The 16,557-nt window shown below is 60.1% G+C and carries 15 protein-coding genes; 2 read left to right on the top strand and 13 right to left on the bottom strand.

What is annotated here, in order from left to right:
* Positions 1 to 69: 69 nt before the first annotated feature.
* The 6 genes from JTJ32_RS24880 to JTJ32_RS24855 all read right to left on the bottom strand — a co-directional run bounded on the left by JTJ32_RS24880 (position 70) and on the right by JTJ32_RS24855 (position 5,605).
* Positions 70 to 1,509, bottom strand: a complete 1,440-nt coding sequence (locus JTJ32_RS24880) for an aminotransferase-like domain-containing protein (protein ID WP_099227210.1) — start codon at positions 1,507 to 1,509, stop codon at positions 70 to 72.
* 281 nt (positions 1,510 to 1,790) lie between these two features.
* Entirely contained in the window at positions 1,791 to 2,606 is an 816-nt protein-coding gene (locus tag JTJ32_RS24875) for an OmpA family protein (protein WP_099227209.1), read from the bottom strand.
* Positions 2,603 to 2,953, bottom strand: a complete 351-nt coding sequence (locus JTJ32_RS24870) for a DUF4398 domain-containing protein (protein ID WP_099227239.1) — start codon at positions 2,951 to 2,953, stop codon at positions 2,603 to 2,605. Before JTJ32_RS24870 ends, JTJ32_RS24875 begins: the two co-directional genes overlap by 4 nt.
* Before the next feature lie 10 nt (positions 2,954 to 2,963).
* Complete coding sequence (locus JTJ32_RS24865) at positions 2,964 to 3,806, bottom strand: substrate-binding periplasmic protein (protein ID WP_210043630.1); 843 nt, start codon at positions 3,804 to 3,806, stop codon at positions 2,964 to 2,966.
* 119 nt (positions 3,807 to 3,925) lie between these two features.
* Entirely contained in the window at positions 3,926 to 4,855 is a 930-nt protein-coding gene (locus JTJ32_RS24860; RefSeq protein ID WP_210043628.1) for an electron transfer flavoprotein subunit alpha/FixB family protein, read from the bottom strand.
* Positions 4,856 to 5,605: an electron transfer flavoprotein subunit beta/FixA family protein gene (locus JTJ32_RS24855; protein WP_029241471.1), complete on the bottom strand. Its 750-nt coding sequence runs from the start codon at positions 5,603 to 5,605 to the stop codon at positions 4,856 to 4,858.
* A gap of 538 nt (positions 5,606 to 6,143) precedes the next feature.
* Between JTJ32_RS24855 and JTJ32_RS24850 the strand changes: the two genes are divergently transcribed.
* Complete coding sequence (locus JTJ32_RS24850) at positions 6,144 to 7,799, top strand: electron transfer flavoprotein-ubiquinone oxidoreductase (protein ID WP_099227208.1); 1,656 nt, start codon at positions 6,144 to 6,146, stop codon at positions 7,797 to 7,799.
* 58 nt (positions 7,800 to 7,857) lie between these two features.
* Here JTJ32_RS24850 and JTJ32_RS24845 read toward each other — a convergent pair whose 3' ends face one another.
* Entirely contained in the window at positions 7,858 to 8,763 is a 906-nt protein-coding gene (locus JTJ32_RS24845; RefSeq protein ID WP_210043627.1) for an AraC family transcriptional regulator, read from the bottom strand.
* A 180-nt stretch (positions 8,764 to 8,943) separates the two neighbouring features.
* Between JTJ32_RS24845 and JTJ32_RS24840 the strand changes: the two genes are divergently transcribed.
* Positions 8,944 to 9,996: an NAD(P)-dependent alcohol dehydrogenase gene (locus JTJ32_RS24840; protein ID WP_099227238.1), complete on the top strand. Its 1,053-nt coding sequence runs from the start codon at positions 8,944 to 8,946 to the stop codon at positions 9,994 to 9,996.
* A gap of 1 nt (position 9,997) precedes the next feature.
* On the opposite strand, the gene JTJ32_RS24835 is transcribed toward JTJ32_RS24840, so the two are convergent.
* The 6 genes from JTJ32_RS24835 to asd form a co-directional block, all read right to left on the bottom strand.
* Positions 9,998 to 10,810, bottom strand: a complete 813-nt coding sequence (locus JTJ32_RS24835) for an IclR family transcriptional regulator (protein ID WP_210043626.1) — start codon at positions 10,808 to 10,810, stop codon at positions 9,998 to 10,000.
* Positions 10,811 to 10,875: 65 nt separating this feature from the next.
* On the bottom strand, positions 10,876 to 12,186 hold the full coding sequence (locus tag JTJ32_RS24830) for an MFS transporter (protein ID WP_099227205.1): 1,311 nt from the start codon (positions 12,184 to 12,186) through the stop codon (positions 10,876 to 10,878).
* 183 nt (positions 12,187 to 12,369) lie between these two features.
* On the bottom strand, positions 12,370 to 13,518 hold the full coding sequence (gene dgoD, locus JTJ32_RS24825; protein ID WP_210043625.1) for a galactonate dehydratase: 1,149 nt from the start codon (positions 13,516 to 13,518) through the stop codon (positions 12,370 to 12,372).
* 61 nt (positions 13,519 to 13,579) lie between these two features.
* The gene (locus tag JTJ32_RS24820; protein WP_184323278.1) at positions 13,580 to 14,209 is read right to left on the bottom strand and encodes a 2-dehydro-3-deoxy-6-phosphogalactonate aldolase; all 630 of its coding nucleotides are present in this window, start codon (positions 14,207 to 14,209) and stop codon (positions 13,580 to 13,582) included.
* Between the two features lies 1 nt (position 14,210).
* The gene (locus JTJ32_RS24815) at positions 14,211 to 15,215 is read right to left on the bottom strand and encodes a 2-dehydro-3-deoxygalactonokinase (protein WP_184323277.1); all 1,005 of its coding nucleotides are present in this window, start codon (positions 15,213 to 15,215) and stop codon (positions 14,211 to 14,213) included.
* A 176-nt stretch (positions 15,216 to 15,391) separates the two neighbouring features.
* Positions 15,392 to 16,504 carry an aspartate-semialdehyde dehydrogenase gene (gene asd / locus JTJ32_RS24810; RefSeq protein ID WP_210043624.1) on the bottom strand — a complete coding sequence of 371 codons (1,113 nt, stop codon included), beginning with the start codon at positions 16,502 to 16,504 and terminating at the stop codon, positions 15,392 to 15,394.
* Between the last annotated feature and the right edge of the window lie 53 nt (positions 16,505 to 16,557).

The raw sequence follows: 16,557 nt of genomic DNA, 5'->3' as shown, positions 1-16,557 counted from the left end.
CATGCTGTGCCTTTGAGGCATACATGACAAGCCAAGAGTTCCGAACAATTGACGAAAATCAGTTGACGCTCAGTAGGCTGGCGACACTTCCTGACACAACTGTTTCGCCAACATCCCCAATGTCATCAACGCGCGCTCGGCTTCCCTGTTCCAGGGCATGCCGCAGTTAAGGCGAATACAGTGGTTGAATTGCTCGGTGTTACTGAAAATAAGCCCTGGCGCAATACTGATGCCCTGTTCAAGCGCCCTGACATGAAGTTCCTGAGTATTGACCCGGCCAGGCAGACTGACCCAGAGAATAAAACCACCTGCCGGCCTGCTCATCTGCGTGCCTTCAGGGAACGACTGCTGAACAGCGAGCTGATAGGCACTCAGATTCTTGCGGTATTCCAGCCGAATGAACCGCAGATGTCGGTCATAGCCGCCATTCTCGAGGTAAGCGGCGATCGCCATCTGCGTCACACTGCAGGCCGAATGGGTGCTGAAGGTCTGCAAACGCTGGATTTCGGCCTGATACTTGCCAGCAATGATCCAGCCAATGCGCACGCCCGGTGAAAGCGTCTTGGAAAAGCTGGAGCAATAAATCACCCGGCCCAGCCGATCAAACGCCTTGAGGGCCTTGGTCCGCCCCACCTCGAACATCAGCTCGCCGTAGACGTCATCCTCGACGACCTGAATGTCGAAATCAGAGGCCAGTCGCAAAAGATTTTTCTGCCGCTCTTCCGGTATGGTGCCGCCCAATGGATTACTCAGTCGCGAGGTCAGCACCAGCGCCTTGATCGACCACTGATTGGCGGCGAGCTGCAAGGCTTCGAGACTGATACCAGTGGCAGGGTCGCTTGGAATCTCGATGACTTTGAGGCCAAGCAGATCGGCCAACTGGAGCAGGCCATAGTAGGCGGGTGACTCGGCGGCAATCAGATCGCCGGGACGGGTCAAAACACGTAACGCCATCTGCAACGCATCGACGCAACCGTGAGTGATAACCACCTCAGAAGGATCGACCACCACGCCTGCATCACGCATTCGAATGGCCACCTGCCGGCGCAGTGGCTCGAAACCCGGACTGAACATGTAACTGAAAGCCCGCGGACTGTGAAAACGTGTGACCTTGGCCAGTTGCTGATGCAAAGCGCGAACGGGGAGATAGTCGACATGAGGCACCGCCGCACCCAGCGCAAAGACACCTTCCCGGCGCGACTCTTCGAGCACCTGTTGAATGATGCTGCTGCGCGTAACCAGACCCGGACGCTCAACACGGGCGATGTCCGGCGTCGAAGCCGTCAACGCAGGCGTCTGATGCACGTAATAACCGGACTGCGGTCGAGCCCGGATAAGCCCTTGATCTTCAAGATTGGCATACGCCTGCAAGACCGTGGCGTGACTGACGTTAAGCTGCGAGCTCATCTTGCGCACCGACGGCACACGCTCGCCTGGCTGATAAACGCCGCGCCGAATGTCTTCAGCCAGTTGCTGAGCGATGCGCTGATAGAGCAAAAGATTGGTCATGACCACAGCCTCATGAAGACCGGCCATTTATTTTTGTATAACAGATAGGTGGCTGCCGGCCATTGTCATGAAGTGTACTGGAACAGTTTAAGAACGGGCCAGCGAATCTGTGGGCTGCAGGTGTTTTAATGAGACCGCGCTCAAGCCAAGTACTGATCGTGTCCATTTGCGCGGACGTCATTCGAGAGCGGACAGACGGCGGACTCAGTGAGCCAGGCGCGCGACTCACGTCACCCTCCCCCTTGCTAGCTCAATTTCACGGCGCAAAGCGCCCCCCCCACCTACCGAGCGGCACCCAGCTGACCCTTGTCGTCGGAAAAGACGATTTCAACTCGACGATTCTGCGCGCGCCCACGTTCGGTTGCGTTCACGCTGACCGGGAATTCCTGGCCATAGCCCTCGACCTTGATCCGCTTTTCATCAATGCCCAGATCCATCAGCACGTCAGCAACAGCCTGCGCCCGATCACGGGAAAGCTTGAGGTTTTCCTGACGATCGCCAGTGCTGTCGGTGTAGCCCTCGATCCTGACGATCCGGCGTGGGTTGATCTGCAGGAACTGTACGACTTTGAGCACGGTACGACTGGCCGAATTCTTGAGCTCGGCATGCCCGGCATCGAACAGCACATCGCCCAGGGTCATGACCAACCCACGGTCGGTCTGGGTCGTGGCGAGGCTGAGGATCTGGTCTTCAAGCCACCTGCCCTGCTGCTGGGCGCTGGCCAGCTTGGCCTCACGCAAACCCAGTTGCAGGCGCTGACGCTCCATCTCCATCTTCGCCAGACGCTCCTGGCTCAGCATGAGGTTACTGTGCTCACGGGCGATTTCGCTGTAGCGGCTGCTCAGGTAGGCGTAATGACTCACGTCGGCGCCACTGCCCAGGTAAGTGGAAAGACGCTCGGCACGGGCCAGCGATTCACCGGCGCGGATCACGTCTTTCGGCGCACTGCGCAGCACGTCGGTGTCTTCCTTGACCTTCTGGAAGTCCGTACTGGCCTGCTGCAGGGCCTGATCAGCGTTCTGGTGACCGGCGCAACCGTAAAGACCTGCCGACGCCAGCAAGAGACCTACACTCATGGCACGCGGGATACGGTTCATTGAGCCTCTCCCAGTTGCTTGCGCAAACGATTCAGGCGGGTGTTCAACTGCGTGATCTGCTCCTGACTTTTCAGCGTAAGAACGCGCGCCTCGGCCAGGCGCGCATCCAGTTCAGCCTGCTCAGCCTTCATGCGCGCATCCTTGTAGGACTTGTCAGCCATGTCCGCACGGGCATCGGCGAACTTGGCCTCGGCCGTTTCCAGCTCGGGCTGCTCGTCAGCACCGACGGCCTTGGCCTGCTCAAGCGCCTGCTCGGTCAATTTGAATTGTTCGGTCGGAACCGGATCACTGACGCAACCGACCAGCGTGGCGATTGCCAGGGCGGCGATTGAAAAACGAATACTCACAAAAAACATCCTACTTGGTTGAGGCGCTGGCACTGGCAGGCTGCAACAGCTGGGCTTTCCACAGATCCAGATTGTGTCGGATCACCTCGCCTGCGAGGCCGGAGGCGGCCGATTCTGTCATCTTTTTCGCCAGCTGTCCGCGCAACCATGGATCGTTGCAAGCCGAATTGAACGACAGAGCCAGGTAAAAACCAGGCCTGTCTAGGGGCAAAGGCTGGGCGACCACGTCAGATGACAAGCCCAGTGTCTGCACCATGACCATTCCTGCGTAGCGGCCGGCCAGCACATATTCAACCTCACCGAGCGCCAGCTTCTGGAAGGCAGGAGTCAGACCGGAAACCCGCTCCAGCGTCAACTGTTGCCGGGCTGTCTCATCGAAGGCGGGCGTCAGTCGCGTCTTGTCAGAGATGGCACCACCATGCCCATGAAGCTCGCTCAGCGTGGTCAACGGAACATCATGATCACGGCGCGTCCAGATCACGATATCGTTCTGAACGATGGCAGGATGGATGTAGTCGAGGGCATCCAGTTGCGCGGCATTCATGGGCGCATCAGCCAACAGGTCCATGCGCCCGGTACGCACCTCTTCCAGCGCCTGACTGCGCTTGCCTGCGTACAGAAACTCGACCTTGATACCCAGCGTCCCCGCTGCCTGCTTCAGCAGATCGGCGTTGGCCCCCATCAGGTGCCTGGGGTCCTGAGGGTCGCGCCACAGGTAAGGCGGCGCATCCGGACTGCCGGTCACGAACAGCCGCTCGCATTTGCCAGCCGCGAAACCCGGCGTCGGAGACACGAGCAACCCCAGCAGGAGCGAACCAAACAGTCTGGAACGGCGAACGGAATGGCGTTGCATGGACAGCCCTTTCACAAGTCGATAAAAAACCCGCTCATCAGGCTTCAGACACCACAGGCAAGCCTGACAGCGCATGAAGCCGAATAGAACGGGTTCTCTTTATAGTGGAAGAGAGTGGATCAGACCAGCTTCTCAAGCTCCGGGATTGCTTCGAACAGGTCTGCTACCAGACCGTAATCGGCCACCTGGAAGATCGGTGCCTCTTCATCCTTGTTGATCGCCACGATCACCTTGGAGTCCTTCATACCTGCCAGATGCTGGATCGCGCCGGAGATACCGACCGCAATGTACAACTGAGGCGCGACGATCTTGCCAGTCTGACCGACCTGCATGTCGTTGGGCACGAAACCGGCATCGACGGCCGCACGCGAGGCACCGACCGCAGCGCCCAGCTTGTCTGCCAGCGCATACAGATGCTTGAAGTTGTCACCGTTCTGCATGCCGCGTCCGCCGGAAACGACGATTTTGGCGGCCGTCAGCTCAGGACGGTCCGACTTGGCCAGTTCTTCGCCAACGAAACTCGACTTGCCCGCGTCGTGAGCAGCCGAAACCGCCTCAACGGACGCCGAACCACCTTCTGCAGCAACCGGATCAAAACCGGTGGCACGCACGGTGATGACCTTGACCGAAGCAGTGGACTGCACGGTGGCAATGGCGTTACCGGCGTAGATCGGACGTGTGAAGGTGTCAGCCGACTCGACCGAGATGATTTCCGAGATCTGGTCCACATCCAGCTGCGCGGCCACGCGTGGCAGGATGTTCTTGCCGTTGGAGGTGGCGGCACCCAGTACGTGGCTGTGACCCGCAGCCAGCTCGACGACCAGCGGCGCGACGTTTTCCGGCAACTGGTGTGCGTAGGCGGCGTTGTCGGCCACCAGCACTTTTGCCACGCCAGCGATTTTCGCAGCGGCTTCGGCAACGGCGCTCACGCCGGAACCGGCAACCAGCAGGTGAATGTCGCCACCGATCTTCTGGGCAGCAGCGAGGGTGTTGAGCGTCGCTGGAGCTACGGTTGCATTGTCATGTTCAGCGATAACCAGGATCGTCATTTAGATTACCTTCGCTTCGGTTTTCAGTTTCTCGACCAGTTCGGCCACCGATTTGACCTTGATGCCCGCGCTGCGTGCAGCCGGTGCTTCGACCTTGAGGGTTTTGTTGGTCGAGGCCGTGGAAACGCCCAGTGCATCGGGTGTCAGCACTTCAAGCGGCTTCTTCTTGGCCTTCATGATGTTGGGCAGCGAGGCGTAACGTGGCTCGTTCAGACGCAGGTCTGTGGTCACGATGGCCGGCAGGCTGAGGGAAACGGTTTGCAGACCGCCGTCGATCTCGCGGGTCACGGCAACCTTGTCGCCGGACACTTCGACCTTCGACGCGAAGGTGCCCTGCGGATAGCCGCTCAGCGCAGCCAGCATCTGGCCAGTCTGGTTGTTGTCACTGTCGATGGCCTGCTTGCCAAGGATGACCAGTTGCGGCTGCTCCTTGTCGACAACGGCCTTGAGCAGCTTGGCGACAGCCAGGGACGTCAGTTCTTCGGCGGACTCGACCAGCACGGCGCGATCGGCACCCAGTGCCAGCGCGGTACGCAGTTGCTCTTGTGCAGTGGTCGGGCCGATGGTCACCACGACGATTTCAGTCGCTACGCCCTTCTCTTTCAGGCGCACAGCCTCTTCCACAGCGATTTCGCAGAAAGGGTTCATGGACATTTTGACGTTAGCCAGATCGACGCCGGAGTTGTCCGCCTTGACGCGAACCTTGACGTTGTAGTCGACCACTCGTTTGACAGCTACAAGAACCTTCATGGATTCCTCACTCTCCGGTGAAAAGAAGTCGCCCGGCAATACCAGGCGATCGATATGTGTCCTCAACAAGCAATCGTATTCGTGCAGGCGAACATGACTTCATGCAAATCCCGCCAAAAGCCCGATAAAAACAGGGCGTCACCCGTCATGCACCGGCAGGGTGTGTAAAATGCGCCGGGCGACACTGGCCGTTTACGTGAGTGCCTGCACTGCATTTGCCTGATGCCTTTTTCCGGGGTCCGCTGCAGATATCCGCAAGAGATGTCCGTGGAAGCCCGTTTCAGCCTACGGCAAATGCAAAACCGCCCGTATCTTGACTGCAACGCCTTTTCCGGTCAATACGCCAAATCGGCCAGTCATGAGTCGCGCATCTTTGATTTATCTGGCCTGCGGCCGATTCAAACAAACGTTTGTATTGGACCCGTACAGTGGTGTAGATATACTGCACGCCTTAAAAAGATGTGCGGTCCAAGTCCGTATGTCGGTCCACCGTGACCCATAAAAAAATACCGTGAGCCTTGAGAGTAGGAGATAGCCTGTGGAACGCGAATACATGGAATTCGACGTCGTCATCGTCGGAGCCGGCCCGTCCGGGCTTTCAGCCGCTTGCCGCCTCAAGCAGAAGGCTGCCGAAGCCGGGCAGGAAATCAGCGTCTGCGTGGTGGAAAAAGGCTCGGAAGTCGGTGCACATATCTTGTCCGGTGCGGTGTTCGAACCCCGCGCCCTGAACGAACTGTTCCCTGACTGGCAGGCGCTAGGCGCCCCGCTCCACACGCCTGTCAAGCGCGACGACATTTATGTCCTGAATGATGCCGAGAAGGCTCGCAAGGTCCCGAACTTCTTCGTGCCCAAGACCATGCACAACGAAGGCAACTACATCATCTCGCTGGGCAATCTGTGCCGCTGGATGGCCCAACAGGCTGAAAACCTCGGCGTCGAGATCTACCCCGGCTTCGCGGCTCAGGAAGCCCTGTTCGACGAAAACGGCGTCGTGCGCGGCATCATCACCGGCGACCTGGGTGTCGACCGCGAAGGTAACCCGAAAGAAGGCCTTTACACGCCCGGCATGGAATTGCGCGCCAAGTACACGCTGTTTGCCGAAGGCTGCCGTGGCCATATCGGCAAACAACTGATCAAGCGCTTCGATCTGGACAATGAAGCCGACGTGCAGCATTACGCCATCGGTCTCAAGGAAATCTGGGAAGTCGATCCGGCGAAGCATGAACAGGGCCTGGTGGTGCATACCGCAGGCTGGCCACTGGACGACGCCAATCCGGGCGGCTCCTTCCTTTATCACCTGGAAAACAATCAGGTGGTGGTCGGTCTGATCGTCGATCTCTCCTACGCCAACCCGTACCTGTCGCCGTTCGACGAATTCCAGCGCTACAAGCATCACCCGGTCATCAAACAATACCTGGAAGGCGGCAAACGCATCAGTTACGGTGCCCGCGCCATTGCCAAGGGCGGCCTGAACTCGTTGCCGAAGATGGTCTTCCCGGGCGGCGCACTGATCGGCTGCGACCTGGGCACCCTGAACTTCGCCAAGATCAAGGGCAGCCATACCGCCATGAAGTCAGGCATGCTGGCGGCCGACTCGGTTGCCGAAGCCTTGCTGGCAGGCAAGGAAGGCGGCGATACACTGACTTCCTACGTCGAGGCGTTCAAGGCCAGCTGGCTGCATGATGAGCTGTTTACAAGCCGTAATTTCGGCGTGGCGATTCACAAGTACGGCGCGATCAAGGGCGGTGCGTTCAACTTCATCGACCAGAACATCTTCGGTGGCAGACTGCCGTTCACGCTGCATGACACCAAGCCGGACTATGCCTGCCTCAAGCTGGCCGCCGACTCGAAGAAGATCGACTACCCGAAACCCGACGGCAAGCTCAGCTTCGACAAACTCAGCTCGGTATTCCTCTCCAGCACCAACCATGAAGAGGAGCAGCCTTGCCACTTGAAGCTGACCGACCCGAGCATCCCGATCAGCAAGAACCTGCCTCTGTACGACGAACCCGCCCAGCGCTACTGCCCGGCGGGCGTGTATGAAGTGATCACCAAGGAAGACGGCGAGAAGCGCTTCCAGATCAACGCCCAGAACTGCGTCCACTGCAAGACCTGCGACATCAAGGACCCCTCCCAGAACATCACCTGGGTGGCACCAGAGGGCGCTGGCGGTCCGACCTACCCGAACATGTAAAAGTTGCTACCAGTCAATAAAGGCTCCCTCGGGAGCCTTTATTGTTTGTATCAGCAGATCAGGCGGAAACGCCCGGATAGGCACCCTCCTCACCCGGACTGCGTTCGAAATAGCGTTTGTACTCACGACTGAATTGCGACGCGCTCTGATAACCGACCCGCAACGCCACCTGCGCAACGCCCAGCCCTTCAGCCACCAATAACTGCTGAGCCTTGAGCAGTCGCAGGCGTTTGAGGTACTGCACCGGAGACAACAAGGTGCTGCGCTTGAAGTGTTCGTGAAAGGTCGAGGTGCTCATGTTCGCGCAGCGAGCCAGCGTATCGACGTTCAGTGCTTCGGCGTAATGCTCATGCAGGTAGGTCACCGCCGATGCGATCCGGGCGAACTGCCCTTGCTGCTCGACCAGCGCACGCAGCACGCCTGATTGCGGGCCGCGCAACGCGCTGTACAGCACATCGCGAATCCGCGCCTGACCCATCGCCTGACATTCCAGCGGGTCGTGCAGGCAGCGCAGCAGCCGCTCGACACTGTCACGCATTCCGGCATCGATCAGTACCGAGGTCATGGACTCCGGCGTCTGCGGCTGGCAATCCTGTGGCGACAGCGAACCCATCACCTGCACGAGTTCACCCAGCAATACCCGGTCGATGGATACCGATACGCCATACAGCGGCTTGTCCGGCGTGGCAAAGGTCTCGCATTTGAAGGGCACCGACAGCGCCTGAATCAGGTAATGGCCAGTGCCGTATTCGAATGTGCGCGTCCCCAGGCAGGCGATCTTGCTGCCCTGCACCACGATCATCAGGCTAGGCTCATACATCTGCGGGCTACTGGCCACATAGCTGAATGCCGAGAGCACGCGCACCTCAGGCAGGTGCGTGTCGACAAAGCCCGGGCGCACCGCCAGCGGCTGGATCAACGAAGCCAGAACAACATTGCCATCGACAGGATGAAGGAGTGACATAAGGCGTACCGGCAGAGAATCAGACAGCTCTATGATCGCAGATTTGCGCGCTTGAGCGGCACCCGGATTCTGGCTCCGGAGGAATAGGCATGAAACACGGAGGAATCACCCTAGCGATACACGTCCATCACGCGGACAATGATTCGCCTCTTCTCCGTATCATTTCGCGAGGTCATCTTTATGTACACAGCCATCGGTTACGCCGCCCAGTCAGCCACCGCTCCCCTCGCCCCGATGACTTTCGAACGTCGCACTCCGCGTGCCGACGACGTTGCCATCGAAATTCTCTACTGCGGCGTCTGCCACTCCGATATCCACCAGGCGCGCAACGAATGGGGCATTGCCGTTTATCCGTTGATGCCAGGCCATGAAATTGTCGGCCGCGTCACAGCCACCGGCGCCAACGCGACCAAATACAAAGTCGGTGATCTGGTCGGAGTCGGCTGCATGGTCGACTCCTGCCGCCAATGTTCGGCGTGCCAGTCGGATCTCGAGCAGTATTGCCTCGAAGGCCCGACCATGACCTACGCCACGCCTGATCGCGTGGACGGCAGCAACACCATGGGCGGTTACTCCAACAGCATCGTGGTCAGCGAGCACTTCGTGGTGCGCGTTCCCGAGAAGCTGGATCCGGCCGCTGCTGCTCCGATTCTGTGTGCAGGCATCACCACCTATTCGCCGCTCAAGCACTACGGCGTGAAAGCCGGCGACAAGGTCGGCATTCTGGGCATGGGTGGCCTGGGCCACATGGGCATCAAGTTCGCCAAGGCGATGGGCGCTGAAGTCACCCTCTTCACCCGTTCCGCGTCGAAAGCTCAGGAAGCGCGTCGTCAGGGCGCCGATCACGTGATCGTCTCCACCGATGCCGAACAGATGAAAGCGGCCGCAGGTCACTTCGACTTCCTGCTTGATACCATTCCGGTCCAGCACGATCTGAACCCCTACCTGCAGACCCTGCGTTTCGATGGTGTGCACATTCTGGTCGGCCTGATCGAACCGGTTGAACCGCCGGTCCATGCCGCCAATCTGGTGATGAGCCGTCGCGTACTGGCCGGCTCGCTGATCGGCGGTATCGCAGAAACCCAGGAAGTGCTGGATTTCTGCGCCGAGAACGACATCACCTGCGACATCGAGATGCTCGACATCCGCAACATCAACGAAGCCTACGAGCGCATGCTGGCCGGTGACGTGAAGTACCGCTTCGTCATTGACATGGCGACGCTCAAAGCCTGATTCAGGCGGCCCCGAGTTCGGCCGACAGTCCCGCTGCGATCTCTTTGATCAGCGGGACCAGTTCGGCCATCTTTTCAAGGGGCATGTACGGAACCGTACTGGCGACGCTGATGCCGGCCACGATCTGCTGGCTGGCATCACGCACCGGCGCTGCAACACAACGGATCGACGGTTCGTTGTCTTCCAGATCGAACGCGTAACCTCCCGCCACATATTCCTGCCTGCGCTGCTGCAGCTGTTCCCATGTCTGTTGTTCATGATTGGGCCACAGCGGATGCCTGCCTGATGCTGGCAGACTGATTTCATACAGACGCAGCCACTCGGCCTCCGGGCTGTCCAGCAACAGGGCCTTGCCGATACCGGTACGCACCAACGGCATGCGATGCCCGACCCGGGAACGCATCTCCGGGCCATAGCGACCGGGATTCTTGTGCAGGTACAGCACATCATCGCCTTCGCGTACCGCCAGATGCACGGTGTCTCCGGTCAACGCCGACAGCCTGTCCAGAAACGGTCGCGCCAGAATCGCCAGCGGCACTTCTTCACGTGCCTGAAAACCCAGTTCGATCAGTTTCGGCCCCAACAGATAACCCACCTGCGGAACCACGCGAAGATAGCGCTCGTCCACCAGACAACTGGCCAGACGATGGGTGGTGCTGCGCGTGGTGCCGATCAGACGGGCGATTTCCTTCAGGTCCCGGGCGCCACTGGCCACGGCCTGAACCACACCCAGGCCGCGCAACAGGGTCTGGGTGCCGGCGGGTGCCGACTCTTTGCCTGCAGGGTTTTCAGCGGGAAGCGGTTCGTTGTGCATGACAAGCCTTAATCAGATCGGGACGCTGACGGCATTATCGTCGCCAGCGTCAGGACACGTCGATATCAGAGTTCGATACGCTCGACTTTGCCCACCAGCAGGATGTAGGACAGCGCACCCAACAGTGCCAGCACCGAGATGTAGGTGATGGCCGGTGCGAACGAATCGCCCGAGGCCAGGAAACCGATCACGATCGGCGTGGCGATGGCCGCCAGATTGCCGATGAAGTTGAAGGTGCCGCCTGTCAGACCCAGAAGACGCGCCGGGGCCAGTGTTGAAACCAGCGACCAGGTGATCGAGGCCAGTCCGTTGCCGAAGAACGCCAGCGCCAGGAACGCGATGACCAGCGGCGTGGATTCGACGAAGTTGGCGCCTATGATCGACGTGGAAATCAGCAGACCGGCAATGATCGGCAACTTGCGAGCAAAGCCCACCGTATGCCCGCGACGGATCAGCCAGTCGGAGAAGAAGCCGGAACACAACACGCCCACGAAGGCAGCCAGAAACGGCAGTGACGCCAGCAGCCCGGACTTGATGAAGTCCATGCCCCGGTATTTCACCAGATAGGTAGGAAACCAGGTCAGGAAAAACCAGAGTGTGGAGTTCAGGCAGAACTGGCCAAGGTAAATACCCCAGAGCTTGCGCTTGCTCAGCACGATGCCCAGGTCCAGCCAGCTGAAACCCTGCTTCTGCTTTTCGACGTCCTTCTGAATGTCCACCAGCCCGCCGCCTTCGCGGATCAGGTCGATTTCCTGCTGGTTGACGCCCTTGAAATCGCGCGGCTCGCGATACACCGCGTACCAGATCACCGCCCAGAGCACACCGACGCCGCCGGTGGCGACGAACACCATGTGCCAGCCGTAATGCGCCTGCAGCCAGGCCAGCACCGGCGTCAGAAATGCCAGACCAACGAACTGCCCGGACGTGTAGAACCCAATCGCCGTGGCACGCTCGCGCTCAGGAAACCAGGTGGTCACCACGCGGCTGTTGATCGGATAGGCCGGTGCTTCCAGCGCGCCGACCGCCATGCGCAGCACGAACAGCGCAATGAAACTGGCGGCAAAACCAAGCATGATGGTGGCGATCGACCACAACATCAGCGCCACGGTGTAGAGAATGCGCGGCGGCACGCGGTCCACCAGCCAGCCACCCGGCAACTGCATGGCCGCATAGGTCCAGCCGAAGGCGGAGAAGATCAGACCCACGTGAACCGGATCGATGCCCAGCTCGGACGTCAGCGCCGGTGCGGCAATGGACAGGTTGCTGCGGTCCAGGTAATTGATGACCACGGTGATGAACAGCAGCACCATGATAAAAAAACGTTTGCGGGACGGCGTCACCAGTGATGCCGCGCCCTCCATCGTACGAGTGCGCATTCAGATGTTTCCTCTTTTTGGATTTATTGAGGACGGTGTGGTGTCGGCAGATCGTGTAGATCGTTCCTCACGCGCTGCGTGGGAATGCCGCTCGGGACGCTCTGCGCCCTTCCCCTGACAGGGGCGGCGTGCCCACGCAGAACATGGGCACGATCAGGCATGCGGCGCCTGCTCCGGGTCAGATCACCACTCGGCAAAACTGCCATCGGCATGACGCCAGATCGGGTTGCGCCAGCGATGGCCGATGGCGGCGCGCTCCTTGACGTATTCCTCGTTGATCTCAATGCCCAGGCCCGGTCCGTTGGGGATCTTGACCATGCCCTTGTCGTAGTCAAAGACTTCCGGGTGCTTGACGTAGTCCAGCAGGTCGTTGCTTTCGTTGTAGTGAATGCCCAGGCTCTGCTCCTGGATGAACGCGTTGTAGCAGACCGCATCCAGTTGCAGGCACGCCGCCAGTGCGATCGGGCCCAGCGGACAGTGCAGCGCCAGCGCGACGTCGTAGGCTTCGGCCATGTTGGCGATCTTGCGCGTCTCGGTGATGCCACCCGCATGGGACGCGTCCGGCTGGATGATGTCGACGTAGCCTTCACTCAATACACGCTTGAAGTCCCAGCGCGAAAACAGCCGCTCGCCCAGCGCAATCGGCGTGCTGGTCAGCGGTGCAAGTTCTTTCAGCGCTTCGTAGTTTTCGCTGAGCACCGGCTCTTCAATGAACATCAGCTTGTATGGGTCCAGCTCTTTCATCAGCACTTTGGCCATCGGCTTGTGTACGCGGCCATGGAAATCGACACCGATACCGACGTTCGGACCGACCGCATCACGCACGGCTGCGACGTTAGCCAGGGCCAGATCGACCTTGTCGAAGGTGTCGAGGAACTGCAGCTCTTCGGTGCCGTTCATCTTCACCGCCGTGAAGCCACGCTCGACCGCGTCCCGTGCAGCTCGCGCCGTGTCGGCCGGGCGGTCGCCACCAATCCAGGAATAGACACGAATCTTGTCACGCACCTGACCACCGAGCAGGTCGCTGACCGACACACCCAGCGCCTTGCCCTTGATATCCCACAGCGCCTGATCGATACCGGCCAGCGCGCTCATGTGGATCGCCCCGCCACGGTAGAAGCCGCCGCGGTACAACACGGTCCAGATGTCTTCGATGTTGCGTGGGTCCTTGCCGATCAGGTAATCGGAAAGCTCTTCAACGGCAGCGGCGACGGTATGGGCACGGCCTTCGACGACCGGCTCGCCCCAGCCGACGACACCCTCGTCGGTCTCGACTTTCAGGAAACACCAGCGCGGCGGAACGATGAAGGTGGTCAGTTTGGTGATTTTCATGAGTACGGTTTCTCTTATTGATTCTCTTGTCGAGCGGCTGCGTCTGGCGCGCCGATCCGTTTCAAAGCGACGAAGTCTGTTCTTTCCAGGCGGCCACATAGGCCTTGGCGCGCTCGGCGACGTCGGCCGCACTCATGCCCGGCTTGAACAGCCCTGAGCCGAGGCCGAAACCTTTGACGCCCGCGTCGAGAAACACCTTCATGTTGTCTGGCGTGATGCCACCAACCGGCAACAGGATCGTGCCTGCAGGCAGCACCGCCAGCCAGGCCTTGACCACCGCCGGCGACATTTGCTCGGCCGGGAACAGCTTGAGCACATCAGCGCCTTCCGACAGCGCGGCAAAGGCCTCGGTCGGCGTAGCCACGCCCGGCGAGAGGAACAGGTTGGCCGCTTTGGCCGCACGCAGCACCCTGGGATCGCTGTGCGGCATGACGATGACCTGCCCGCCTGCGTCCTTGACCTGCGTGACCTGCTCAGGCGTCAGCACGGTTCCGGCACCGATCAGGCAATCGGCAGGCAGGCGCTGGCGCAACAGACCGATGCTGTCGAACGGCTGGGGAGAATTGAGCGGCACTTCGATGACCCGAAAGCCCGCCTGATACAGCTCGTCGCCTATCGCCGGAGCTTCTTCGGGGCGCAGGCCGCGCAGAATCGCGACCAGGCCGTTTTCCTTCAATGCTTGCTTGAGCATGTCACACCTCTTGAACGTAATGGGACGACTGGCGCGCGACCAGGCCAGCCTGAACCGCGACCTGCCAGAGGCCGCGCTCGGTCGCCTGAGCGGCCACCGTCACCCGAGGAAAGCCACAGGCGGTCAGGCCACGCGCATAGCGCTCGCACAGCGACTCGCTGCCGATCAGAATCACTGCGGGGAGATGGCCATGGGCGTCGTATTGAAGTCTGGCGAGCGAGGTCAGTTCATGACCGATCAGCAGACCGGACAGGTAATCCGGCTGGCTGCTCGCAGGCAACTGGCCGGTAAGGCCGAGCGTGCGGCAACTGAAGATGGTGGACAGAGGACCGGCAGCGCCCTCCTCCGACTGTGCATTGGCGAGCCCACGATCAAACGCGGCGCTGTCGAACGTATCGCCCGGCCGCATGGTGCGCCCAAGAATAGTATGGGCGCACAACGCCGCGTAGACCTCGCCGGTCATGAAGGTATCGAAATGAACGATGCGGTCCTGCGCCACCTGCACCCACTTGGAGTGGCTGCCCGGCAGACCGATCAACAGCGGCTGGCTGGCCGACTGCCCGTCAAGGCCGGCCAGCACGCCCAGTACCTGGGTCTCTTCACCGCGCATGACATTGGGCAGCGTCGAACGCTGCAGCACACCGGGGATGATATGGACGGTGACGCCACGCACGCTGCGTACGGTTTGCAACGCCGCACTCAGTTCGTCGACGCTGGCCGGCGCCTCGCGATAGGTTGCCTCGCGCCAGCCCTGCGCGCTGCCCACCATGCCGCAGGCGATCACCGGCACATCGGGCCGCGCGTCGATCCAGTCGCCGCACGCTTCATCGAAGGCCAGCTCGAAACCGTCGCTGCACAGCACGCCCGCGATCATTCGTGGGTCATTCGGCAATTGCATGATGCCCGCGCTCAGAGCGCGTTGTTCCAGGACCTGGCCGTGTTCGCCAAGTCGATAAGCACGAAGAGAGGTCGTCCCCCAGTCGAGCGCGATCAAGTGCGCCTGCATTGCTTCACCTTTTGTATTTTTGGAAGTGAGTGCAGGACAGACTATAAACCCGAAATCGAAATTATCTCAATATGTAAATTTCAATCCCATATATTGGGATTGAAATCAGTTATCAGCAGGCAATAAAAAACCCGCGTCCTGATCAGGGCGCGGGTTTGGATGCAGCAGCGTTGCGATCAACGTTCCAGCAGGATTCTCAGCATGCGGCGCAACGGCTCGGCAGCACCCCACAGCAGTTGATCACCGACAGTGAAGGCGCCCAGATACTGCGAGCCCATGTTCAGCTTGCGCAGACGACCCACCGGAATGCTCATGGTGCCGGTCACAGCCGTCGGGCTGAGGTCCTGCATGCTGGCTTCACGGTTGTTCGGTACCAGCTTGACCCAAGGGTTGTGCTGGCTGATCAAGCCTTCGATGTCCGCAATCGGCACATCCTTGTTCAGCTTGATGGTCAGTGCCTGGCTGTGGCAACGCATGGCGCCGATGCGCACGCAGATGCCGTCGACCGGAATCGGGCTCTTGAAGCGACCCAGAATTTTGTTGGTCTCGGCCTGGCCTTTCCATTCTTCACGGCTCTGGCCGTTCGGCAGCGCCTTGTCGATCCAGGGAATCAGGCTGCCAGCCAACGGCACACCGAAATTCTCGGTCGGGAACGCTTCGCCGCGCATGGCTTCAGCCACCTTGCGGTCGATGTCCAGAATGGCACTGGCCGGGTTGGCCAGTTCATCGGCAACCGACGCGTGCACAGCGCCCATCTGCTTGATCAGTTCACGCATGTTCTGCGCACCGGCACCGGAAGCCGCCTGGTACGTCATGACGTTCATCCACTCGACCAGACCGGCTTCGAACAGACCGCCCAGCCCCATCAGCATCAGGCTGACGGTGCAGTTGCCGCCGATGTAGTTCCTGGTACCGGCGTCGAGCTGCTGATCGATGACCTTGCGGTTGACCGGATCCAGCACGATGACAGCGTCATCCTGCATGCGCAGGCTGGACGCCGCGTCGATCCAGTAACCCTGCCAGCCCGCCTCACGCAGCTTGGGGAACACCTCGTTGGTGTAGTCGCCGCCCTGACAGGTCAACACCACGTCCAGGGTCTTCAGCTCGTCGATGCTGTACGCATCTTTCAGTGGCGCAACGTCCTTGCCCACCGAAGGCGCCTGGCCACCGACATTGGAGGTAGTGAAGAACACCGGCTCAATGAGATCGAAGTCCTGCTCTTCCCGCATCCGCTGCATGAGCACGGAACCGACCATGCCACGCCAACCGATCAGACCTACACGTTTCATCGCAACACACCTAGAAAAAAAGTGGGACCGCTATTCTGCGGATGCACAGCAGA

This window comes from Pseudomonas alliivorans, from assembly GCF_017826695.1.
In the GTDB taxonomy this organism is placed as follows: domain Bacteria; phylum Pseudomonadota; class Gammaproteobacteria; order Pseudomonadales; family Pseudomonadaceae; genus Aquipseudomonas; species Aquipseudomonas alliivorans.
Note: the sequence above shows the minus strand (reverse complement) of the source record. Positions and strands in the feature narration are given on the sequence as shown.